The sequence below is a fragment of the Loigolactobacillus backii genome, from assembly GCF_001663675.1.
Classification (GTDB): Bacteria; Bacillota; Bacilli; order Lactobacillales; family Lactobacillaceae; genus Loigolactobacillus; species Loigolactobacillus backii.
This window is the reverse complement of sequence record NZ_CP014873.1, coordinates 267,408-290,378: the sequence shown is the minus strand read 5'-3', so window position 1 is coordinate 290,378 and position 22,971 is coordinate 267,408. Positions and strand designations below refer to the sequence as shown.

The following is a 22,971-nucleotide window of genomic DNA, read 5'->3' as shown; positions in this document are numbered from 1 at the left end:
AATGGCAAAAGCAACTTTTACGGCAAGCCAGCAAAGAGCAGTTGTGGCGCAAGGAACTAATATTTTGGTGTCGGCCTCGGCTGGCTCAGGTAAGACAACTGTTTTAGTTGAGCGAGTCATTCAAAAAATATTACACGGTACGAGTATTGATGAGCTATTAGTTGTGACGTTTACTGACGCTGCTGCTACTGAGATGCGCCAGCGAATTCAGACTGCGCTTGAGCAGGCCATTCAGGCAGCCACACCAGGAAAACAGCAACAGGAGTTACGGCATCAATTAACGCTATTATCAGTAGCTAATATTAGTACGTTACACGCCTTTTGTTTACAATTGATTCAGCGCTATTATTACGTTATCGACTTAGATCCTGAATTTCGTTTATTAACCGATGATACAGAGAATTTACTGCTACGCGAAGAAGTTTGGGATGAATTACGGGAAAAGCTTTATGGTGATGGGGCCAATGATTTTACGATGTTAGTTCAAAATTTTTCTAATGATCGCAACGACGATGGTCTAAATGATTTAGTGTTCAGGCTGTTTGATTTTGCTAACGCCAATCCCGATCCAGTTGCCTGGTTAACTCAGTTAGTGACGTCTTACCAAGTATCTGGTTCAAGCTTAACGGCAAGTGAGTTCTTTCAAAAGCAGTTACGCCCATTATTAGAAGCACAATTAACTCAGGCCCAAAATGATTTAGCCAGTGCGCGACAATTAGCGGTGGATGAGTTGGAAAAATTTTCCCCAGTTTTGGCTAGTGATGGTGAAAAAATTCAACAACTACAAACGACATTAGAAGCAGATAATTGGAACACAATTCGGCAAAATCTAGCCAACTTTAAATTTGAGCGGGCGCCAGGGCTGCGTAAGTTGTCCGATGAGGCTAAAGCAACAAAAGAGCAAATATTAGAGTACCGAAAGCAAGTAAAAAAACAAATTAGTCAGTTAGCGGTGGATTATTTTGCCCTTGATGAACAACAGGCTTTGAGTGTTATGCAGGCCGCGGCCAAGTTAATTCAAAGCTTAGTTGCTGTCGTTCGTCAATTTAGTGACGCCTTTACTAAGGAAAAACGGCGACGCCACGTTTTGGATTTTAGCGACTTAGAACACCTTACGTTACAGATTCTTACTGCTGATTCCGAAAGTGGTCAACAAACACGCCAAACATTACAGCAGAAATTTAGTGAAGTATTGGTTGATGAGTATCAGGATATTAATCGACTTCAGGAAACTATTCTGACGACAGTTGCGAAAAATAACCCAGGAAATTTATTTATGGTGGGCGATGTTAAGCAATCTATTTATGCTTTTCGCTTGGCCGATCCAGGCTTATTTTTGGCCAAATATAAGGAATTTACCGATTCGGCGGTGGGTGAACGCATTATTTTGGCCGATAATTTCCGCTCAGTGACTAATGTGACCAATTTTATTAACCTACTTTTTAGTCAACTAATGGATGAACAGGTTGGAGAAATGGCTTACGATGACAGTGCCAAATTAGTTGCCAGCGCAAAGTACCCACCAATGGAACCCCACGCCGAGGTTATGATTTACGAAGCAAAGACTCAAGAGACTCAAGAAGAAACTGCCGAGCCAGTGGATGAAAGTTTTTCAATCGATGATAAAGCACAAGGGCAGATTATGATGGCTGGTCAGCGGATTAAAAAACTAATTGCTGATCATAGCCAAATATATGATCGTCATCTTCATCCAGGTAAACAACGTGATTTAAAGTATCAGGATATTGTGTTACTAACACCGACGCGCAAAAATAACCTTGTTATTACCGAATTATTCAAACAACTGGGAATTCCAGTTGTTGTTAATGATGCACAGAATTATTTTCAAACGACTGAAATTCAGATTATGATGGCTTTACTAAGTGTGATTGATAATCCGTATCAGGATATTCCGCTGGTAAGTGTATTACGTTCGCCAATTGTTGGCTTGGATGAAAACGAATTGGCCTTCTTACGGATAACTAAGCGAACAGGTGATTATTATGCGGCAGTGGTTAGATTTCACCAGAATTTTACTACTGGTAATGAGTTTCAACAAAAATTGGCCCAGAAAATTGATCGTTTTTTAGGCCAGCTTGATGAATTTAGAACTTTAGCGCGCCAAAATCAATTAGTGACGTTGATTTGGACTATTTATCAAGAAACTGGGTTTCTTGATTACGTTGGTGGCATGCCTGCAGGAGCTCAGCGGCAGGCCAATCTTCACGCTCTTTATGAACGGGCGCACGCTTATGAAGCAAGCAGCTTTAAAGGCCTTTTTCAGTTTGTACGTTTTATCGAAAAGATGCAGGAAAAGAATAAGGATCTGGCTGAGGCACCAACCCAAACAACGGAGAACGCTGTGTCTGTAATGACAATTCATGGTAGTAAAGGGCTTGAATTTCCCGTTGTTTTCTTGATGGATGCCAACCATGAATTTAATCAGACTAGTTTAAGGCAGGACTATATACTAGATGATCGTGCGGGGATTGGGATTACCTATTTGGAGCCTGAGCAGCGAATTAAAATTCCAACTCCGCAACAAGTAGTTATCAAGGCACAGGTTAAAAAACGACAGGCGGCCGAGGAAATGCGGCTATTATACGTTGCTTTAACACGTGCTGAGCAGCAACTCTATATTGTAGGCTCTTACCCCGATCAAAAGACGGCTGTAAAAAAATGGCAGGCAGCGCTACAAAGTGAACATCTAGTTTTGAATGAAACCACTAGAAGTAACGTGACTAATTTTATGGATTGGATTGGGATGTGCTTAATCCGGCACCCGCAATTTGATCAGGAATTGTTAACACAGAATAGTGATTTTTCCGGCCTGGCACTTGATAAAACGGAGTTCAAAATAACTTTTGCCAATAAGCAGCAAGTGTTGCCAACTGATCCGCTACAGGCAACGACTGAAGCGGCGACGACTTGGTTAGATGAAACAACGGCAAAAACAACACAGCCAGAAGGTTCCGTTGAGCGGCAGGCCCAGATTGAGCAAGTTCTAAATCTAAACTATCCCGATGTAACGGCCACCCAAACAACGGCCTATCAATCGGTATCCGAAGTGAAGCGGTTATTTGATGACCCCGATAATAGTGAAATGAATCCTTTGCAACTGAATGGTGCGCCAAAAGGACAGCATCGTTTCGTTAATCATGATTTTATGGTGCCCAAATTTATGCAGACAGTTACGGCACCAACGCCAGCAGAAATTGGGAGTGCAACTCATTTAGTGTTACAAGAACTAGATTTACACGTACCACCCACGGATGAAATAATTGGAGAAACGTTGACGCGTTTAGTCGAAGCGGGTATCTTGACGGATGCCGTGGCAAAAAAGGTTAATGTTTCCAATTTAATTAATTTTTTTGCTAGTTCGTTAGGAAAATTACTATTGGCGAACCCTGATCAAGTGACGCGTGAAGCACCGTTTTCCATGTTATTACCGGCCAAACAATTATTTACGGACTTTAACCAGCAAAATGATGCTCCGGTATTAATTCATGGGATTATGGATGGTTATCTAGTCCTTTCTGACCAAGTAATTTTGTTTGATTACAAAACCGATCGGGTTGCTAAAAACAAACCAGATGCCGGAATTCAAGCAATTAAGCAACGATATTCGGGGCAATTAAACCTTTATGCTGCGGCACTTGGTCAAATTTTGAAGCGTCCAGTAACTGCTAAGTACCTTTATTTATTGGCGGTTGGCAAGCTTGTGGCAGTTAATTAGCTTTTAAAAGGTTAGTGGTTGGAATTTTATTCATTAAAAGCTGTTTAAAACAGCAAAAAGGGATGGGGTAAAATTTATTTTTACCCCATCCCTTTTTTTCTGTTTACTGTAATTTGATGGTTATTGTACCAATTGATTTATGAGTGCTAGGATTATTTCCTTCATAATTAACCGCTGCCTTATCGTCTTTTAGCTCGATACTAGCAACAGCCGTTACCGTTTTTCCGGGCTCAACTGCTGTCGTGGCTTGTTGTGCCGCAGTGCTATAATTTGAGTTACTTGAAATATACGAACTAGCCGGTGTGCCAGTGCTTAAGTCAACACCATTTTGCTGAAAAACACCATATTTGTTTAGATCAGTTTGTGGTGTAGTAGCCGTTTTATGTTTGTTATGGTAAGTGTAGTTGAAGAGGACAACCTTACCATTACTATCGTCAGAGACAATTTGAATTTTAGTAAAGGTAATTCGGAAACCCTTAGTATTAATAATATTGCCCGAGGCATAGGTATTATTTTCGGCCTGATAGTTTAAAGAATTTTGTAAAGAATCAGGAATTTCGTTATTAAAATCAGTTTTAGCGATATCATGAGCCTCGGTGTTAAGCTTTGTGAAGCTAGTTGAGTAACTATTATTATTACTTGAGCCAACGGAACTGACAAGCGTCAAAATTGTTTTGGCATAGTGCTGCAAGCTTTTTGTCAGTTTAGGGTTATTTTGATTGGCACGAAGTTCTTTTTGGATCTTTTGTACTTTTTGCTTAGTTGATGTCAAACTAGCAGATAATTTTTGGTTAGAACTATCAGTTTGTTGGTTAATCAAATTAACTGGTTTCATAGCCGCATCAGTCAGGGCAACGTATTTTTGCTGGAGCTGAAAATTAGATAAATGCTGCTTGGACGCAAGGCTTGTTGACTCGGCCTTTGTCTGGTTTTTTTGACTTTGTTTGCCACAACCACCTAAAAGTAATCCCATACTTAGAACGGCTGTCAGTAATGTTAATGATTTCCGCATATTCTTCTTACCCCAATTCATTCTAATGTTTCTTCTAGTATAACATCTCTGGGGATGGTCTTGAAATAGTGACAAAAATTTAATGACTAGCATGTTATGATTAACTCAAAAGGTAGTGATTATATTGGAAAATGACGAAGAAACAGTACAACGATTTCAACGTGTTCTAATCGTAAATAACGCCGTCCAACAATTACGAGCAGGGGAGTACGCTCAACTTGATACAAATTCATCAGCGGCGGAATATTCACAAATTATTACTGATTTTTACCATAACGAAAACGTTGTGCCAATCTATTTATTGAAACGTGCCGACACAAAACAAAGTGGTGAAGAAGTGGTAGATGACCGTTATTTTCAGGCGTTGGTTCAATTTTTTCTACACGGCATCCGCTTAACTGGCATTGATGATCCGGAATTGGCCGGCCGAACCGCTTCTGAATTAGATCGAGCAACATTGACCAAAATTCTGGCGTTTCCAATACCAGTGACCCAATTTACTGGTATAAAAAGTGACCATATGGTGCAAGTACTACGAACCTTAATTAAACAAGGTAAAATTTAGTGAAGGGGTGACCTGATGATGAGGAGAAAAACTTTTTGGGGTAGTTTTTTGGCAGGTATTTTAATTGTTACCAGCATACCAGTGTTTGCTTACCCTAAAGCACGAAAAAATCGGCACCAGCGTAGTGATGTTATTCTGATTCCAGGTCATCCGGCTACTGCTCACGGGAGGGAAACACCAACTTTACGGGTTGTTTTAGATCAGGCAGTCCAGCTGTACCGTCAGGGGCTTGCTTCATACGTCTTGGTGTCTGGTGGGGCAATCCACAATCAATTCGTTGAGGCCGACGTCATGGCTCAGGGATTGATCGCACGTGGTATACCGCAAGCAGCAATTATTCGCGAGCGGCAAGCCAGCAACACTGCTGAGAATTTTTCTTTTTCGTTGAAATTATTGCGCCAGTTTCAACTGCAACGTTGTCTGATCGTGACCGTACCTTGGCATAATCGGAAGGCGAGTTTTTATGCTAATAAATATGGTATTAAGCATACGCTAAGTCCGGCTCCTTACCCGAAGGAAATGACGTATCAAGATCGATTACGACATTTTGGTCAAACTTATGCTAAAATGCTTTGGCAAATACCGTTAGCATAGCAAAGACAACAAAATAGGTTCAAGACAAAAGTGTGCTTTTGTCCTGAACCCTTATGGTTGTGTGCTGAAGTTAAGTTAGTTTAATTTTTAAATGCTCGTGTCCGCGTTTAGTTAATTGGTTGTCCTTTACGAAGCCAAGGTTTTGAGCACTACGGTGAATGCAGGAACGGAAAGTGTTGTGCTGAATACTTTTCGGATCAAATTCGTTATTTTGAATGGTCTGGAGATGCTTTTGTAAGTCAGTTTGTTGTGACATTATCGTGGCTCCCTTCCTGATGTGTGTAAACTCAGCATAACAAGTACGATTTACAAAAGCAATTTATAAGCAATAGGACAATAATTGTAGGGCTAAACAAGAGGTGAAAAGTCAGTTTTTGAGTTTACTGTGTGACGTAAGCTAATCTAATCGCACTTCCGTTAGGCACGTGAACCCCGACTTTTGGTGCATGTTCTAGAGTAATGCGCGGAAATAGTAAGCGGCTAGGACTTTTGCTCCAGCCTCACCTCAATAAAGCGGCCTTAGCATCCAGAATTAAACGTAATTTAGGAGACTAATTTAAAAATACAGTCTAAAAATAACAGGCATAAAAAGGGAGGTGCCTACCCTGTATAATGATCTAAAACGTAAAATTATTGCCGCAAGTGATGAAATTGGAATTGATCAAATTGGTTTCACGGATGCAGCGCCGTTTGCAGAGATGAAGGAAAGTCTCTTGGCCCAAAAGGCTGCTGGGCATACAAGTGGTTTTGAGCACCAAGTCATGGCAGAGCGCTTGTATCCGGAGAAAATATTTGATCAGCCTAAATCAATTATCGCAATCGCATTGGCCTATCCAAGTCGGATGCAAGAAAAGGCCCCGCGTGATCGAACCAAACGGCGGGGTAGTTTTGCCCGAGCATCCTGGGGGGAAGACTACCATTTCGTTTTACGAGACCGCATGACAAAATTGGTGGATTTTATTAATGCTACCGTTCCAGAAGAAAATTTCACTTTCAAACCGATGGTGGATACTGGCGAACTAAGTGATGTTGCAGTGGCCCAGCGTGCTGGTCTAGGATTTATTGGCCGCAACGGACTTCTAATAACGGAAAAGTTTGGGTCTTTTGTCTATTTAGGTGAAATTATAACTAATATTCCCTTTGAACCAGATACACCAGTAGAAAATCAGTGTGGAACTTGCACACGCTGCGTTGATTATTGTCCACCACAGGCCTTGATGGGGGATGGACGGTTAAATGCTCAACGGTGTCTTTCTTACCAAACGCAGACGAAAGGTGTCATGCCAGAGGAATTCCGTTCCGAAATACGCAGTGTTATTTATGGTTGTGACATTTGCCAGTTAGTTTGCCCATTTAATAGGGGAAAGGATTTTCATTTACACGAAGAAATGGAGCCACGAGTAGATGAAGTAACACCAATTCTGCAACCAATGTTAACGATAAGCAACCGTGAATTCAAAGAACAATTTGGCCGTTTAGCCGGCTCGTGGCGGGGGAAGAAGCCGCTTCAACGCAACGCAATTATTGCTTTAGCCAACATGAAGGATCGTAGTGCACTGCCATTATTATTACAGTTGATTGAAGAAGACCCGCGACCAGTAATTCGTTTAACTGCGGTCTGGGCAGTGGGGCAGTTAAGCCGTGGTCTAAATGACGAATTACACCGCTTTTTTAAGGAACGTCTGCTTAATGAGACCGACGTTGATGTTAGGGCGGAGATTAATAAATTGTTGGAATAGTTGCTCTAATGAAAATTGATTAAGTTCTACTATAGCGCTAGAAGAAAGCAGTGGCAGGCCATAATATACTTGACCTGCCACTGTTTTTGTATTTTTTGAAATTTTAAGAAAATGGCCGGAAGTGGGACAAACGTCGGTCGTGCGCACGTTAGAATAATGATCGGAAACAAACAATAAGAGGCTAGGACTTTTGTCCCAGCGCAAACAACTATCATTACTCGTTATTTTTTTGAATTTGCTTCCGATATTGGCTGGGGGATAATTCCGTTGTTTTTTTAAAAGTTTTACTGAAATAACTAGTTTGTGAAAAGCCTAAATTATGGGCAATACTATCAATTGACCACGTCGCGTCCTGAAGTAAAATTATGGCACGATCAATTTTCTTCCGGTTAACGTAGTCTACAAAATTAATATTCATTTCTTTTTTAAATAACTTACTTAAATAATAGCTAGATAAAAAGACGTGCTTAGCAACGGCATTGAGTGTAATGGTTTCATTTAAATGGCTGTTAATGTAAACAATGGCCTTTTTGATTTCGGCTTTTTGGGGATGATCAATTACCGTTTGTGCCGCAGCAGGTTGAATCTTAAAATCAATGTTTGCGGTCTGCGCGGCCTGATTATTGGTTGCCCAAACCTCGTCGTTTGCTGATGCGACTCCTTGTTGCACTGATTTTGGTACTGAACTAAAAGGGCCAACAGTTAAAGTTTGATCGACAATATCAGTTAGGTAATTATTGATAATCATCTGAAGTAATTTTGCCGCTGCCTTAACTTTATCTAAGTTTACGAATGGAAGGGCTGTGTAGGCTGACTTTAAAGCAGCATTCGTAGATAAAGTATTTTTTTGTTCCGTGATCGGTTGGAGTTCGGCACCATCTTTAACCTTGGCCTGTCCGCAAATAATGTAAGCAATGACTTGGTCATCAAGCTTGATGGGGTAGGAAAAATCCACTAGGCCGGCGTGACAAAGATAGGGTGTTGCTCGCTTATTATTCAAGGCAAGGTGACCGCCTGCAACGTCGCAATTTTGGCAAAGCTTTTGAGTTGCCTCATTTTGCCGCATAAGTTGGCAAAAAGGAGTGAAGCCATGACTAGAAGTAAGTGCGTTACCCTGTGTATCAACAAGTATTGTAGGCAAATCAGTCGCTGCAGTAAATTCCTGTAGAATTTTATCAAGTACTTTTTGATTTGACACTAGGTAAGTTTGCCGGTTTAACATGCCATCACCTCCGTTTATAAAAATATTGCACACCACATCGTAATAAATCACATAAACCATTTTTAGTATAACGAGAATTAAGTGATCCGTAAAGCTAATCTATCGGCGTTTTATAAAGAGTAGGACTGGATCTGAGAAATAAAAATGATGAATTATTTGATTTCATGATTTTTTATTCACTTAAAACATGCCAAGATTATCTTAATTTTAAATCAAAAATGGCCTATTTAAGGGAGGTTGATTTAGATAAGCGCCTTACTTTTAAAAAATTTTACAATAATAACAGAATTTAGCCTATATATTACGGTAATGTTACCGTTTTACAACAGTTTAATGAGATTTCCAAATATCCCACTTTTTCTTTGTATAATTAAGCAAGAAATATTGGACAAAAGGAGATCTGCCTAATGTTGTGGTTGATGGGAGTACTTTTAATAGCGGCGATTGCCCTATTAGTTTATTTATATGGTATTCAAAAACAGTTAGAATATCATGCATTAATGAGTTGGATGTACACAATTTTATTTGGTGCCTTGGCAGTTGTTTTTTTAATTGAGACCTTGGAAAAAGTAACAATTGGTGGGAAAATAATTAATTTAATTCTAGCGGTTGCTTGTGTTGCGGGGGCCTTTCTACGTGCAGGTTTGACGCAAACAGGAATCTTAACTGATAGTGTTCTCTTTAGTTACACGGCTTACGCACACATTAAAAAAGTTACTTTGCGTGCAACTAAACAGGGAATTCAGGCTATTTTTCAAACGGATAAGGAACGTGTGATTGCCTTAGATTTTCAGCAAAACATGACTGACTTAAACCAATTTTTGGAAGATAAGTTACCCGCCGAAACTGCAATTGTTGTTCAAAAAGGGTAGTTAAATAGTAGCAAGTTGACCGAAACATGCTACAATACAAGTATAAAATGTGTAAAGAAGGAATGATGAAGGATGAAATCTGACCGGCCCAGGTCGCCGCGTATATTGTGGCTAACAACGATCTTGCAAGTTATCATTATTTTAGGTTGTTTATACACAGTTCTAACAACCAATTCATCGATTATGTTGGTATTAACTGGTTTAGTGATGGCAACCTTGATTTTAGTAGTAATGAATAAATTTGGTCTTTATTTACATCCACGGCACCGACATGAATTGCGTAGTGATCGGTAGCTGAATCACTTTCCAAATCAAGAAGCCTTCAAGCTAAATGTCTTGCGGGCTTTTTGTTTTGGAAAATAGTAAATGATTTAAGGCATTATCTATTCGTAAACGAGTTATTTGATTAGAGGTTCATAAATTTTGGTAAGGGGTACATAAAATGAAGGTTGGAATAATTTATCTAATTACTCTTATCAAATTACATAAGAATTTAATTTGAATTTGGGTGAAAATATTGCCTATTTATGTTTCGAACGGTCTTAATAAAGTAGTACCATATACTTGTTGGTATCACAATTTTTGGATTTAGGTCAAGAATCTGGACACATTTTATGTATAATTTAAGCGACTAATTTTTCCTTTTCATTTGGAGTTAAATAATCAATGCTACTGTGAATTCGAGCACTGTTATAAAAGCTCTCAATGTAGCTGAATATTGCAGCATTTGCTTCTTCAAAATCCTGATAATGGTGTTGGTAAACCTCTTCTTTTTTCAAACTGGCGTGAAATGATTCCAAACATGAATTGTCATAGGGACAGCCACGCTTGCTATAAGAATGGCGAATATGGTGTTGCGCTAAGATCTGTTCAAAGCCAGCACTGCGGTACTGGCTACCCAGATCGGTATGCACAATTAAGTTATTAGTCGTCTTTCTAGTTTCAAAGGCTTGTTGAAAAGTGCTGATCACAAGATCAGCAGTCATATGACGGCTGATTTTATGGGCAATGATTTTACGTGAATATAAATCCTGAATGCTTGATAAATAACACCAGCCATTGGCTTTGGTGTGAATATAAGTTATGTCTGCACACCACTTTTGATTTGGACTGGTTGTACGAAAATCTTGCGCGAGTATATTTGAATAATCAGTCGCATCAATATCATTAGTTTGTTGATAATGCCACTTCTTGCGCGTGATTGATTTTAACCCCATTTGGCGCATTAATCGTTGAACTAGCTTAATACTGGCAGTCTTACCTTCTTTTTGTAACGCTTTTAGAATTTTAGGTGCCCCGTAGATACGTCTAGAATTAAAGTAAATGCGTTTAATCGACTGGCTAAGTGTCTTACGACGCTTGGCTTGTGGCGATACATGATTCTGCTGATGTTCATAGTAAGTTGAGCGTGGAACTGAGAGTACTTTACAGGTTTCTTTGATACTATGGTGCTTCAAATTAATATCAACGGCTGTCTGCCAGTCATCTGGGTTTACTTTTTGGCGAATATGGTTAAGGCTTTTTTTAAGATGTCATTCTCACTTTCTAGCTGTTTCAAACGTTTTTGCAACGCTAAAACATCTGATTTGGAAATTCCACTTCCTTTGTCTTCTTTATATAGATTAATCCATTTGTAAATAGTTACATTTGATACACCATATTCGTCTGTAAGATCAGCTACCGGGGCGCCATCCTGGTACAGCTTGACAATCATTTTTCTAAAATCTACTGAGTACTTTTTCTTGGTCATAAAAACACAATCCTTCCTATTATGGAATTATACTAAATCGTGTCCATGATTTCATACTACCTTCATTTAGCTCTTTAAGGGTTAGGTTAAGGGATGATTTATTGTGCGTAATGTTAAAGAAAATAAATTACGGGCGTTTGAAACACAAACTAAACTACATTATAAAATGTATAAATCTGGTAAACGATGGTTATTTGCTGGTTTACTAAATATTGCTTTTTTTGGTGGTGGATTTTTAAATCAAGGAAATGTTCATGCAGCTGTGAACAATGAGTCTAATAATGTAAACAAATCAGATCAAGTGACAACTGCGCCAACAAACTCAAATCAAGGACAAGTGGTCACTTTAGTTAATAGCGCGGTTACCGCTGAATCGGCAACACCGGCGGCAAGTTCTGTGGCCAATACCTCAGCGATGAGCTCTGACCAAGGTTCGTCCGCGAGCACACAGGCCAATTCAGCGGCTCCTAAGCAAAGCACTGCTAATTCACAAATTGGTTCAAAAAGTTCAAGCGAGGCCCCAGCCGCAAGCTCTGTAGCAAACTCAAATTCATCAGCAGTAAGTGCCAGTCACAGCTCGTCTGCGGACGCGCAAGTTGATTCTGCAACGACTGGTTCAGTGGCTGATGCGCAAATAAATTCAAAGGCTACGAGTGCGGCTCCGGCAGCAAGTTCTGGGGCCAATACTTCAGCAGCGAGCACAGATCAAAGTTCGTCTGGAAAGACACAAACTCAAGAATCAATGGCCACTTCAGACGTGGCATCTGTAGGCGGGAAGATCCAAAGTGCGGGAAAATCAATGGACACTGCGAAATATGCAGGTCGACAGGCTAAAATTGTTAGCCCAGAACGAACGGCCGCTACTAATGAATCCCAATTGAGTGAGCTGGCAGTAACAGAAGGACTTCAGGCCGACAATGTCACAATTGATACAAATGCAACTGGAGATGTTTCACCTTATGAAAACGTTACTTTAAGTGTTGCAATTAATAATCCCAGTACAAATACTATTCCGGTGGGCACTGAATTGGATTTAACGGTTGATTCATCAGTGTTGAGTTATGCTAGTTTACAGTCGAGTGAGTTGAATTTACCCGATTATTTAGCAATGACGGTTGATGCGGCAAATAATCAAATTAAATTTAAATTTCTTAAAACAATCTCTACGCTTGGGGAGGTTACAATTAAGATTCCAGTTTTTGCCGTTAATAATTCGACCTCTGTAACGCAAGGTGCACCGATTTTGGCCAATATTTTAAATACTAATGGGACAATTATTGCTGTTCCAGTAGCCAATCCAATAATCACAGTTACAGGTAATACCGATAATTCTGATAGTTCACTCATTTCGCCATATTGGCAAAATACTGCCAGCTATACGGGGACAAACGTTACTAACTTTGTGGGTACAGCAACACAAGATGGTACCAAATATGGTTTATTTAAGCTCAGTTCAGGAGAAATGGATTTTCAAAATGCATACAATCAAAGTATGAAATTAGGACCATATAGTGATGTAACATTAGGCTTTACCTATGATACAAATCAGACACTAATTCCTGATTCAATTAGAATTGTGCATTTGGGTGTTGACGTAACGGATCAGTTTGCCAATGAAATTACGTATGGTGATCATAATTTTCAAATTAATTTAGGTAATACAACTGCAGATGCCATTTATTTGATTACTTATGAGTTAAGGGTGCTGACCCTAATGCTCAATATTTGAATGGTTTTTCAATTGATTATACAAAACCAGGTGCGAGTGAACCCTCTCATTATGTGGTTAATTTAAATTCGGCTTTTGCTAAGGTGGGGACAAATGGTTTCTATCCTTCACTTGAAGTTAGCAACCAAGTTGTTGATTATGGTGTTGATTACAACCTAAAAAATACGGCAACCGCTAACGATATTGAAGATGGCGATATTACAAGTAATATCGTTGTCAAAGATGATGGTGGCTTTGATACAAAACAGTCAGGCTCATATAATGTTACTTACGCGGTAACGGATAAGGACGGTAATGAAACCGATCAGACTGTTACTGTTACCGTAAAGGCTGTTGCTAACGTTCAGTATGAAGATGAAGCGGGTAATAGTCTTGGAACTGGCAGCGCAAGTTATCCGGATGGGGCCTTTGTTGGTAAGGGTTATACCACGAGTCCGGGAACCATTGCAGGTTATACGTATGAGCGTTTGGCCAATGGTAGTGCCGCGGCAACAGGGACATTAACGACAACGCCGCAAACAGTGATTTATGTTTACCAACAAAATGGTGCGGCAGTAACTGTTCAGTATGAAGACGAACAAGGTAATAGTCTCGGGACTGGCAGCGCAAGTTATCCGGATGGGGCCTTTGTTGGTAAGGATTATACCACGAGTCCGGGAACGATTGCAGGTTATACGTACGAGCGTTTGGCCAATGGTAGTGCCGCGGCAACAGGGACATTAACGACAACGCCGCAAACAGTGACCTATGTCTACCAACAAAATGGTGCGGCGGTAACTGTTCAGTATGAAGACGAACAAGGTAACAGTCTTGGGACTGGCAGCGCGGCTTATCCAGATGGGACCTTTGTTGGGAAGAGCTATACCACAAGTCCGGGAACGGTTTCAGGTTATACGTATGATCGTTTGGCTACCGGTAGTGCAGCCGCAACTGGGACATTAACAACAACACCACAAACGGTGACGTATGTTTACCAGCAAAATCCAGTTAAGGCGGCAACCGTGACTGTTCAGTATGAAGATGAACAAGGAAACAGTCTTGGAACTGGCAGCGCAGCTTATCCGGATGGGGCCTTTGTTGGTAAGGGTTATACTACGAGTCCGGGAACGGTTTCAGGCTATACGTACGAGCGTTTGGGTAATGGTAGTGCTGCAGCTAGTGGCAAATTAACAACAACACCACAAACGGTGACCTATGTCTACCAGCAAAATCCAGTTAAGGCGGCGACCGTGACCGTTCAGTATGAAGATGAACAAGGAAACAGTCTTGGAACTGGCAGCGCAGCTTATCCGGATGGGGCCTTTGTTGGTATGGGTTATACCACGAGTCCGGGAACAATTTCAGGTTATACGTACGAGCGTTTGGCTACCGGTAGCGCAGCTGTAACTGGGACATTAACAACGACGCCGCAAACAGTGACCTATGTTTATCAACAGAATCCAATTAAGGCGGCAACCGTGACTGTTCAGTATGAAGACGAACAAGGTAACAGTCTTGGAACTGGTAGTGTAGTTTATCCAGATGGGGCCTTTATTGGGAAGAGCTATACCACAAGTCCGGGAACGATTTCAGGTTATACGTACGAGCGTTTGGCTACCGATAGCGCAGCCGCAACTGGGACATTAACAACGACGCCGCAAACAGTGATTTATGTTTACCAACAAAATGGTGCGGCAGTAACTGTTCAGTATGAAGACGAACAAGGTAACAGTCTTGGAACTGGCAGCGCAAGTTATCCGGATGGAGCCTTTGTTGGTAAGGGTTATACCACGAGTCCGGGAACGATTTCAGGCTATACGTACGAGCGTTTGGGTAATGGTAGTGCTGCAGCTAGTGGCAAATTAACAACAACACCACAAACGGTGACCTATGTCTACCAGCAAAATCCAGTTAAGGCGGCGACAGTGACCGTTCAGTATGAAGATGAACAAGGTAATAGTCTCGGGACTGGCAGCGCAAGTTATCCGGATGGAGCCTTTGTTGGTAAGGGTTATACCACGGACTCGAAGACGATCACAGGTTATACGTATGATCGTTTGGCTACCGGTAGCGCAGCCGCAACTGGGACATTAACAACAACACCACAAACAGTGACTTATGTCTACCAGCAAAATCCAGTTAAGGCGGCAACTGTGACCGTGCAGTATGAAGATGAACAAGGAAACAGTCTTGGAACTGGCAGCACAGTTTATCCAGATGGGGCCTTTGTTGGTAAGGGTTATACCACAAGTCCGGGAACAATTGCAGGTTATACGTACGAGCGTTTAGCCGCCGGTAGCGCAGCCGCAACTGGGACATTAACAACAACACCACAAACGGTGACCTATGTTTATCAGCGAGTAACGGCTGTCCAGCCGACAGTACCAACACAATCCCAGCCGACTACTAAGGCTACTAAAAAAGTAGTTGCTTCAAAGATAAGCACCAAGAAAATACCCGTCACTGGGAAAACAAGTACAAAATTAGTTAAAACTAAGCAACTAGTAACAGGCTTTACTAACAAAAAAGTAAAACAGGCTGCCACAACGACAAAGGCTGTACCAGTTGTTGAAAAAAATAAAATGACTAAATTACCACAAACTGGCGAGACACAAGCACAAAGTAGTAGTGCGTTAGGTGTACTTTTATTGGAATTAAGTGGTTTGTTAATGTTTGGTTTCAAAAAACGTAAAAATTAAATAGAAGGAAAATAAACGTTGTTGGGTAACCCCGCAGCGCTTATTTTTTTGGCCTAAAGTAAGTTAATAATTGAATAATATTTGCATAAAAATTATTTTTAACGTATAATAAATTCAATAATTAAAAACGGATTAAAAAAGGAGACTCCAGTATGAAAAACAAGGTTCAGAAATTACTACTTTTAATGAGTTTACTATTAGGATTACTTGTTCCAACCGTACTGGCGAGCACACCAAGTTTAGCCGCCGAGCAGACAACAACGCAATCAGATAAGTATTTGAAAAAAATTAAAAAACAGGGCTACATGACGGTTGGATTATCCGCCGATTACCCACCTTACGAATTTCACCAAACAATTAATGGCCAAGATAAAATCGTTGGTTTTGATGTGTCGATTGCCCGTAGAATTGCGAAAGATATGGGTGTTAAATTAAAAATTAACGAAATGGGTTTTGATGCCTTATTAGGCGCCCTTAAAACCGGAAAAGTCGACATGATTATTTCGGGTATGTCGGAAACGCCAGAGCGGGCCAAACAGGTTACTTTTTCTAAACCATACTTACACGTTAAGCAAGTTGTAATTGCTAAAAAAGAGGACGCCGCTAAATTTAAAACTTCAGCGGATTATGAAGGCGTCGCAGTCGGTGCTCAAAAACAAACGACTCAGGAAACATTGGCGCACAATGAGTTGTTTGGTGCCAAGGTGATGTCACTACAAAAAACAACGGATTTAGTACTTAATTTACAAAACAATAAAATTAAAGCAATTGTTTTAGAAAAGCCAGTTGCTGATGCTTACGTCCAGCAGAATAAGGACTTTGCGATAACTAAGACTAGTTTTGCTAATTCTACAAAACCAACGGCCGTTGCAATGCCCAAAGATGCGCCGGCCTTAACAAAGCAAGTAAATAAAAGTATTACGACGATCAATCAAAAAGGGTTAATGACCAAGTATAAAAAGGACGCCAATGCTTTAATGTTCAAAAAAAGTAGTTTCTTCCAACAATATGGTAGTTACTTCCTTAAAGGAACACTTTATACCGTTGAGTTGGCCATTGTTGGTGTGTTCTTTGGGGTTATTTTAGGAACAATGCTTGCCTTTATGAAACGATCGAAGAATTGGTTATTAAAGGCCATTGCTGTTATTTACATCGAATTTATTCGGGGGACACCACTGCTGATTCAGGTTTTCATTGTTTTCTTTGGCGCACAAATGTTGGGTCTTGGGCTATCAGCCTTAATTTCAAGTATGATTGCCGTATCGCTTAACTCTGGTGCTTACGTTGCGGAAATTATTCGCTCAGGGATTAATTCGGTTAAAGTAGGGCAGCTTGAGGCGGCGCGCTCACTAGGATTGACGCAGACCGCTAGTATGCGTTATGTTGTGTTACCGCAAGCAATCAAAAATATTTTACCGGCCCTAGGAAATGAATTTATTACTGTCTTAAAGGATTCATCGGTTGTTTCAGTGATCGGGGTAGGTGAATTGATGTTTGAAACGGGTGTCGTTCAAGGTGCAAGCTTTAAGCCGTTTTCACCATTAATTGTTGCTTCATTGATTTACTTTGTTTTAACTTTCAGTATTTCACGATTGTTGGCTTTGGCTGAACATAAGATGGCGGCTTCAAATTAGAGAGCGTTTAAAAAGCGTTCAGATTCCGAGGATTACTGACGATGTCGATCGGACTAAGATGAATCAAAGTCCGAATCGCAGAAAGCTGCTTTTTCAAATACGACTACAGCTAATCAGCAACTGCACTATGGTTATTGAATTAACTTATATTACGCAGTAAACTCAAAACCGACTTTTGTCCCATTTCCCTAATATATAAAAAAGGACCAACGACAAACGGAATTTCCGCCGTCGTTGGTCCTTTTTTAGTCTTTAAAATTATTTATTGCTTAATTTTGAAGCAGCTGCTTCGTCGATGATAACTGTAACGTTATCTTTCTTTTGTAAAATGCTTGCTGGAAGATCTGGTGTTACAGGGCCTTCGATCATACCCTTAACAGCATCAGCTTTTTCAGCACCCCAAGCCATCAAAATGATGTTCTGAGATTTCATGATTGAACCAATACCCATTGAATAAGCGTATTTAGGAACGTCTTCTTCATGTTCAAAGTTACGTGAGTTAGCTTCGATTGTTGATTCTGTTAAAGCAACTTTACGTGTTTGAGCATCAACGGGGGAGCCTGGTTCGTTAAAACCAATATGACCGTTACGGCCAAGACCTAATACTTGGATATCAATTGGGTTATCAGCAATAACTTTGTTGTAACGAGCGGCTTCGGCATCAGAATCTTCAGCTAAACCGTTTGGTACGTAGCTTTTAGCGAATGGCTTCTTGTTGAACAAGTTGTCTTGCATGAAATAATGGTAGCTTTGATCATTATCTGGTGCCAAACCAACGTATTCATCCAAGTTAACGGAAGTCATCTTAGTGAAATCTACATCGCTTGCAATTAAGTTCTTGTACATTTCAACAGGAGTGCTACCAGTAGCAAGACCTAATACTTTTGCACCATTTTTAACACCTTCGCGGATCATATCAGCTGCTTTTTTGCCGCCTTCAACATCATTCTTAACAACGATAACGTTCATTATTTAGAACCCCTCTTCATAAGTTTTCGTACCTTTATTGGTATAGTCCAATTATAAATCGTTTTGAAAAATAGTCAAGCATTACACTCATTTTTTGGATTTTTTATTTAACAACAATCATGCTCTCATATAGAAGTAATTCGATTAACGGTGGAATTTATACTGCTAATTATATTTAATTAGGGCGTTAAAACACGATTCTTTATGCTGTTTCGTGATTATGTTGTTATTTTTGAAGTGCGCCAAAACTGATGTTATTGCAGAGCGGAATCTAGTCTGTTTTTGTGCCACTTTTTAGTTAAAGTAGAAGATGGCACGATCAAGTGTGCCAAAGTTCGTGTTGAAGCGATTTCAGGAAGCGGCTACAATGAATTTCGTAAAGTAGAAGGAAAGGAGCGTTTTAAGTTATGGAAAATACAGCAACATCGACGAAGAAAAAATCGTCACTTAAAACGAAAGTCCAGCGTTTAGGTAGTGCCTTGTCTAACATGGTTATGCCAAATATCGGCGCCTTTATCGCTTGGGGCTTAATTACAGCATTATTTATGGCAACTGGTTGGTTGCCAAACGCACATCTTGCCAAATTGATTACACCAATGGTGACTTATTTACTACCATTATTAATTGCGTTTACTGGTGGCTCATCAATAGCAGGTCATCGTGGCGGGGTTGTTGGTGCAATTGCAACAATGGGTGTTATTGTTGGTGCCAACATTCCAATGTTTATTGGTGCTATGTTAATGGGACCACTTGGCGGCTGGTGTATTAAGAAGTGGGACGATCGAGTTCAGCCTCACATTCGTCAAGGCTTTGAAATGTTAGTTAACAACTTTTCATCTGGTATTATTGGAATGCTTTTAGCTATTATTGGCTGTTATGCCATTGGCCCAGTTGTAACAACAGCAAGTGGCTGGTTAGCAACTGGTGTTGACTACATCATTTCGATTCATTTAATTCCGTTGGCAAATATCTTCATTGAACCAGCGAAGGTTTTGTTCTTAAACAACGCTATTAATCAGGGGATTTTGACACCACTTGGTATTCAGCAAGCGGCTAAAGCAGGAAAGTCAATTCTATTCTTGCTTGAACCTGATCCAGGTCCAGGTCTTGGTGTTTTACTTGCCTTTTCTATTTTTGGTAAAGGGACTGCTAAAGCATCTGCACCAAGTGCCATCATTATCCAATTCTTTGGTGGGATTCATGAAATTTACTTCCCTTACATTTTAATGAAACCAGCATTATTCTTATCTGTTATCGCTGGTGGTGTAACTGGGACGTTTACCTTTAGTATGTTAGGTGCTGGCTTGAAAGCATCACCATCACCTGGTTCAATTATTTCGATTCTCTTAATGACACCTAAAGGTATTGGAAACTTTGTTGCTGTCTTAACCGGTGTTGCTGCAGCAACGATTGTTTCCTTCTTAATTTCAATGGTTATCTTGCGCCGGGATAAGACCAATCCGGATGCTGCTTTAGAAGCTGGTCAAGCACAAGTAGATGCTATGAAAGGTAACACCAAGCCTCAAGCTAGCAATGGCAAAGACGCTAAAGCTATCTTATCTGGTGGTACTGTAAGTAAGATTATTTTTGCTTGTGATGCTGGGATGGGTTCATCCGCAATGGGTGCCTCAATCTTACGTGATAAGGTTAAGAAAGCTGGTTTGGATCTTTCTGTAACCAACACGGCCATTAGTAATTTGAAGGATGAATCTGGTTTATTAGTTGTTACACAAGAAGAATTAGCTGATCGAGCTTTGAAGAAGACGCCAGATGCGGTCCACGTATCAGTTGAAAACTTCTTGAATAGTCCTAAGTACGATGAAATTGTCGCCGGCTTGAAGACCAAAGAAGTTACAGCAGATGACGAGACTTCAACGGAAAATGCAGCGCAAGATTCTACTACTAAGGAAACTGACGCTTCGGCTTATAAAGTTGATTTTAGCAAAGTTACTGAAGTTGATTTCGTTCATCACGACCAGAATGTTGGTTCGGCAACAATGGCCCTTTCAACCTTTAAGACTGCTTTAAAGAAAAACGATAAGAAAATAACTGCACGCAATGTTGCTGTTAACGATTTGGAAGATAAGCCAGAAGTGTTGGTTCTTGCTAGTCGTGAAACTGCTAAACGAATTAAATCGCAATTTGCTGATTTACAAGTTATCGTAATGAGTAATCTGTTAGATCCTGCAGAGTATGATAAAATTATCTCTGAACTTAAATAAGATCGTGAATAAAAACGACACAAAAGGCGGCCAATTTTCTCTTTAGGGGAGAATTTGCCTTTTGCCGTATGTAGCATTAAGCTACGCAAACGCCTTGCCTCGACTTTATTCACATTAAAGAGGTTGGTTTGATGTACTTTTCCAATCGAGAAGCAGAGATAATTTTATTACTATTACGGAACGCACAAGGAATGACCCGTGAAGATTTGATGAAACGACTTCACGTTAGCAAGCGAACTGTTTACCGAGAGCTTTCCAGTCTTGAGACAACACTTGCTCATTTACAGATTCAATTAGTTAAGAAACAAAATTATTATCAAATGGTGGGGGAACCGGCCGCAATGACGCAGCTGCGCCAGCAACTTTCAACTGAAGATAACATTGGTTATTTCGATGTTCGCCGGCGGCAAAGCGCGATCACTTGTCGGTTGTTACTGACAAATGATATCGTAAAAATGAAAACTTTTGCGGATGATTTTGGTGTTAGTTCCGCCACCATTGCCCAAGATTTAACGACAATCGAACCAATTTTTACGGATTATCGATTACAGATTGTTCGCAAAAAGGCGCAAGGAATTCAAGTTACTGGAAAAGAGAGTAATCGTCGGCGTGTTTTAAGTGGCGTGCTCAACAGTGAAATTAACGAATATGAATTCTTTGAGTATTTGGAAAAAAATAATCGAGCTACTCAAAAAAATGAATACAGTTCAATGTACTTCATTAAATTGTTAGATTCTGAGCTGTTAGCCATTAGTTTTCAGGCAATTACGAAGTACCAGAAATCCGATTTTCAGTATCTCTCTGATAGCCAGCTGCAACAGTTAACCATTGTTTTGACGGTTTCGGCAATGCGAATTGCCGAAGAACAAACGTTAGATGAGTTAAAGCACGTTGATAAAAATGAGTTATTTAAGGACCAACATTTGGCCATTAACCTGTTTAATCAGTTTCCGGAATCCATTCGGGATCACGTTAATATGCTGGAGCTTGAATTCTTAGCATTACAGATTCAGGGAATGAGCTTTGCGATTCCGAAGAATATTATGTTGGAAAATTACGATTTGGCTTTATCGTATCAAGTCCGAGAACTAATTGCTGATGTAACGACACGCTTTGCTTGGGATTTTCGACAAGACGATACGCTATTTAAGGACTTAATGGCACATTTGTCGGCCGCCTTGAAACGCTCGCATTCTCAGATACCAGAGCTTAACAATCCGGTTTTGACAAAAATTAAGACCGAGTATTCTAATTTATACAAGGATGTTAGTGCAGCTTTAGTTAAGGTTTTTCCGGAAACACATTTTGTTGATAGCGAAATTGCCTACATTGTGATTCACTTCGCTTCTTCTTACGAAAAACGAGTTAAAAAGGCTGAAGTATCTGCATTGGTTCTTTGTGCCAACGGTATCGGAACGGCCAAGATTTTGGAAACACGATTACGTAAAAATGTACCAGAAATTAAACATTTCAAAGTTTCCCGAGTTTCAGAATTGAATAATTTGGATTTGAGTCAGTATGATTTAGTTTTATCCACTATTTTCTTACCAGGATTTCCAATGAAGTATAAGATGATTAGTCCGTTGCTACTTCAAAGTGAAATCAAGGAAATTAAGGATGATATTGTAACCCAATATGGTACGCCGAAAACGGTGGCCAAAAAGCAGGTCACAACTGATTCAAAGGTACTAGCTAAAAAAACTCAGGATTTTAAAGAGGTTTACCAAGCAATGCGAACTGCTAATGATATTTTAGAACGCGTCACTGTTCAAAAAATTAATAATGCCAATCAAGACTTGCTAGCAACCTTAACGCAAATTACGACCAGTTTGGATGGACTCATGTTGAGTGATCCGCACCGGGTCGCCGAGCTATTAATTAAGCGAATGCGTAAGGCACCAGTTGGTATTCCGGGGACGGCAATGGCTTTAATTCACACTACCGATAGTACAATCAAAAAACCATTCTTTTCAATTTATGATTTGAGTGATGCGCTAGACGTTGAAGGTATGGATAATAAACCGATTGCATTAACGCGTGTTTTACTAATGCTAGGACCAGCAAATATGAATTTTGCTGAAAATAGCTTGATGGGAAAGATTAGTGGTTCTATCATTGAAAGTGATTTAAATTTAGAAATTTATAAAACTGGGACGCAGTCAATCGTTTATCAACTAATCAGTAGTCTATTCTTAGACGAAATTAAAGTGATTAATGACGCGGCAACGCCAGAGTGACGAGTGTAAAAG

17 protein-coding genes are annotated in these 22,971 nt (G+C 40.1%); 11 read left to right on the top strand and 6 right to left on the bottom strand.

Annotated features, from left to right (window positions below; genetic code table 11):
• Nucleotide 1: 1 nt before the first annotated feature.
• Nucleotides 2-3,736: a helicase-exonuclease AddAB subunit AddA gene (gene addA / locus AYR53_RS01155; protein WP_068279766.1), complete on the top strand. Its 3,735-nt coding sequence runs from the start codon at nucleotides 2-4 to the stop codon at nucleotides 3,734-3,736.
• A 103-nt stretch (nucleotides 3,737-3,839) separates the two neighbouring features.
• Here the strand turns inward: addA and AYR53_RS01150 are convergent, their stop codons facing one another.
• Nucleotides 3,840-4,769, bottom strand: coding sequence for a DUF5067 domain-containing protein (locus tag AYR53_RS01150; RefSeq protein ID WP_068222288.1), 930 nt, complete (start codon nucleotides 4,767-4,769; stop codon nucleotides 3,840-3,842).
• A gap of 103 nt (nucleotides 4,770-4,872) precedes the next feature.
• Here AYR53_RS01150 and AYR53_RS01145 point away from each other — a divergent pair, with 103 nt between their 5' ends.
• Together AYR53_RS01145 and AYR53_RS01140 are read left to right on the top strand one after the other, a co-directional pair.
• Nucleotides 4,873-5,313: a hypothetical protein gene (locus tag AYR53_RS01145; protein WP_068222291.1), complete on the top strand. Its 441-nt coding sequence runs from the start codon at nucleotides 4,873-4,875 to the stop codon at nucleotides 5,311-5,313.
• Between the two features lie 15 nt (nucleotides 5,314-5,328).
• Nucleotides 5,329-5,907 carry a YdcF family protein gene (locus tag AYR53_RS01140; RefSeq protein ID WP_068222294.1) on the top strand — a complete coding sequence of 193 codons (579 nt, stop codon included), beginning with the start codon at nucleotides 5,329-5,331 and terminating at the stop codon, nucleotides 5,905-5,907.
• A gap of 70 nt (nucleotides 5,908-5,977) precedes the next feature.
• Here AYR53_RS01140 and AYR53_RS01135 read toward each other — a convergent pair whose 3' ends face one another.
• Complete coding sequence (locus AYR53_RS01135; protein ID WP_068222297.1) at nucleotides 5,978-6,163, bottom strand: hypothetical protein; 186 nt, start codon at nucleotides 6,161-6,163, stop codon at nucleotides 5,978-5,980.
• A 349-nt stretch (nucleotides 6,164-6,512) separates the two neighbouring features.
• On the opposite strand from AYR53_RS01135, the gene queG reads away from it, so the two are divergent.
• A complete protein-coding gene (gene queG, locus AYR53_RS01130) occupies nucleotides 6,513-7,646 on the top strand; it encodes a tRNA epoxyqueuosine(34) reductase QueG (RefSeq protein ID WP_068226172.1) in 1,134 nt (377 codons plus the stop codon).
• A 214-nt stretch (nucleotides 7,647-7,860) separates the two neighbouring features.
• On the opposite strand, the gene AYR53_RS01125 is transcribed toward queG, so the two are convergent.
• Entirely contained in the window at nucleotides 7,861-8,868 is a 1,008-nt protein-coding gene (locus AYR53_RS01125) for a PocR ligand-binding domain-containing protein (protein ID WP_068279769.1), read from the bottom strand.
• 407 nt (nucleotides 8,869-9,275) lie between these two features.
• On the opposite strand from AYR53_RS01125, the gene AYR53_RS01120 reads away from it, so the two are divergent.
• Together AYR53_RS01120 and AYR53_RS01115 are read left to right on the top strand one after the other, a co-directional pair.
• The gene (locus AYR53_RS01120) at nucleotides 9,276-9,740 is read left to right on the top strand and encodes a hypothetical protein (RefSeq protein ID WP_068222305.1); all 465 of its coding nucleotides are present in this window, start codon (nucleotides 9,276-9,278) and stop codon (nucleotides 9,738-9,740) included.
• Nucleotides 9,741-9,812: 72 nt separating this feature from the next.
• Nucleotides 9,813-10,034, top strand: a complete 222-nt coding sequence (locus AYR53_RS01115; RefSeq protein ID WP_068222307.1) for a hypothetical protein — start codon at nucleotides 9,813-9,815, stop codon at nucleotides 10,032-10,034.
• 329 nt (nucleotides 10,035-10,363) lie between these two features.
• Here the strand turns inward: AYR53_RS01115 and AYR53_RS01110 are convergent, their stop codons facing one another.
• Both AYR53_RS01110 and AYR53_RS01105 read right to left on the bottom strand, forming a co-directional pair.
• Nucleotides 10,364-11,248 carry an IS3 family transposase gene (locus AYR53_RS01110; RefSeq protein WP_105782191.1) on the bottom strand — a complete coding sequence of 295 codons (885 nt, stop codon included), beginning with the start codon at nucleotides 11,246-11,248 and terminating at the stop codon, nucleotides 10,364-10,366.
• Nucleotides 11,233-11,490: a transposase gene (locus AYR53_RS01105; RefSeq protein ID WP_017866964.1), complete on the bottom strand. Its 258-nt coding sequence runs from the start codon at nucleotides 11,488-11,490 to the stop codon at nucleotides 11,233-11,235. Before AYR53_RS01105 ends, AYR53_RS01110 begins: the two co-directional genes overlap by 16 nt.
• 103 nt (nucleotides 11,491-11,593) lie before the next feature.
• Between AYR53_RS01105 and AYR53_RS01100 the strand changes: the two genes are divergently transcribed.
• The 3 genes from AYR53_RS01100 (at nucleotide 11,594) to AYR53_RS01090 (ending at nucleotide 17,531) form a co-directional block, all read left to right on the top strand.
• Nucleotides 11,594-13,219, top strand: a complete 1,626-nt coding sequence (locus tag AYR53_RS01100) for a KxYKxGKxW signal peptide domain-containing protein (protein ID WP_068279770.1) — start codon at nucleotides 11,594-11,596, stop codon at nucleotides 13,217-13,219.
• Nucleotides 13,220-13,272: 53 nt separating this feature from the next.
• A complete protein-coding gene (locus AYR53_RS13840) occupies nucleotides 13,273-15,897 on the top strand; it encodes a MucBP domain-containing protein (RefSeq protein WP_167574654.1) in 2,625 nt (874 codons plus the stop codon).
• A gap of 152 nt (nucleotides 15,898-16,049) precedes the next feature.
• A complete protein-coding gene (locus AYR53_RS01090) occupies nucleotides 16,050-17,531 on the top strand; it encodes an ABC transporter substrate-binding protein/permease (RefSeq protein ID WP_068279777.1) in 1,482 nt (493 codons plus the stop codon).
• Between the two features lie 258 nt (nucleotides 17,532-17,789).
• Here AYR53_RS01090 and nagB read toward each other — a convergent pair whose 3' ends face one another.
• Nucleotides 17,790-18,500: a glucosamine-6-phosphate deaminase gene (gene nagB, locus AYR53_RS01085; RefSeq protein ID WP_068222316.1), complete on the bottom strand. Its 711-nt coding sequence runs from the start codon at nucleotides 18,498-18,500 to the stop codon at nucleotides 17,790-17,792.
• Nucleotides 18,501-18,907: 407 nt separating this feature from the next.
• Here nagB and AYR53_RS01080 point away from each other — a divergent pair, with 407 nt between their 5' ends.
• Nucleotides 18,908-20,722: a PTS mannitol transporter subunit IIBC gene (locus tag AYR53_RS01080; RefSeq protein ID WP_068222318.1), complete on the top strand. Its 1,815-nt coding sequence runs from the start codon at nucleotides 18,908-18,910 to the stop codon at nucleotides 20,720-20,722.
• A gap of 128 nt (nucleotides 20,723-20,850) precedes the next feature.
• Complete coding sequence (locus tag AYR53_RS01075) at nucleotides 20,851-22,959, top strand: BglG family transcription antiterminator (RefSeq protein WP_335625429.1); 2,109 nt, start codon at nucleotides 20,851-20,853, stop codon at nucleotides 22,957-22,959.
• Nucleotides 22,960-22,971 lie beyond the last annotated feature (12 nt).

Bases quoted from the DNA above. Each gene is read 5' to 3' on its own strand.
- addA (WP_068279766.1), top strand. From the start codon at position 2: ATGGCAAAAGCAACTTTTACGGCAAGCCAGCAAAGAGCAGTTGTGGCG.
- AYR53_RS01150 (WP_068222288.1), bottom strand. From the start codon at position 4,769: ATGAATTGGGGTAAGAAGAATATGCGGAAATCATTAACATTACTGACA.
- AYR53_RS01140 (WP_068222294.1), top strand. From the start codon at position 5,329: ATGATGAGGAGAAAAACTTTTTGGGGTAGTTTTTTGGCAGGTATTTTA.
- AYR53_RS01135 (WP_068222297.1), bottom strand. From the start codon at position 6,163: ATGTCACAACAAACTGACTTACAAAAGCATCTCCAGACCATTCAAAAT.
- AYR53_RS01125 (WP_068279769.1), bottom strand. From the start codon at position 8,868: ATGTTAAACCGGCAAACTTACCTAGTGTCAAATCAAAAAGTACTTGAT.
- AYR53_RS01120 (WP_068222305.1), top strand. From the start codon at position 9,276: ATGTTGTGGTTGATGGGAGTACTTTTAATAGCGGCGATTGCCCTATTA.
- AYR53_RS01115 (WP_068222307.1), top strand. From the start codon at position 9,813: ATGAAATCTGACCGGCCCAGGTCGCCGCGTATATTGTGGCTAACAACG.
- AYR53_RS01105 (WP_017866964.1), bottom strand. From the start codon at position 11,490: ATGACCAAGAAAAAGTACTCAGTAGATTTTAGAAAAATGATTGTCAAG.
- AYR53_RS01090 (WP_068279777.1), top strand. From the start codon at position 16,050: ATGAAAAACAAGGTTCAGAAATTACTACTTTTAATGAGTTTACTATTA.
- nagB (WP_068222316.1), bottom strand. From the start codon at position 18,500: ATGAACGTTATCGTTGTTAAGAATGATGTTGAAGGCGGCAAAAAAGCA.
- AYR53_RS01080 (WP_068222318.1), top strand. From the start codon at position 18,908: ATGGAAAATACAGCAACATCGACGAAGAAAAAATCGTCACTTAAAACG.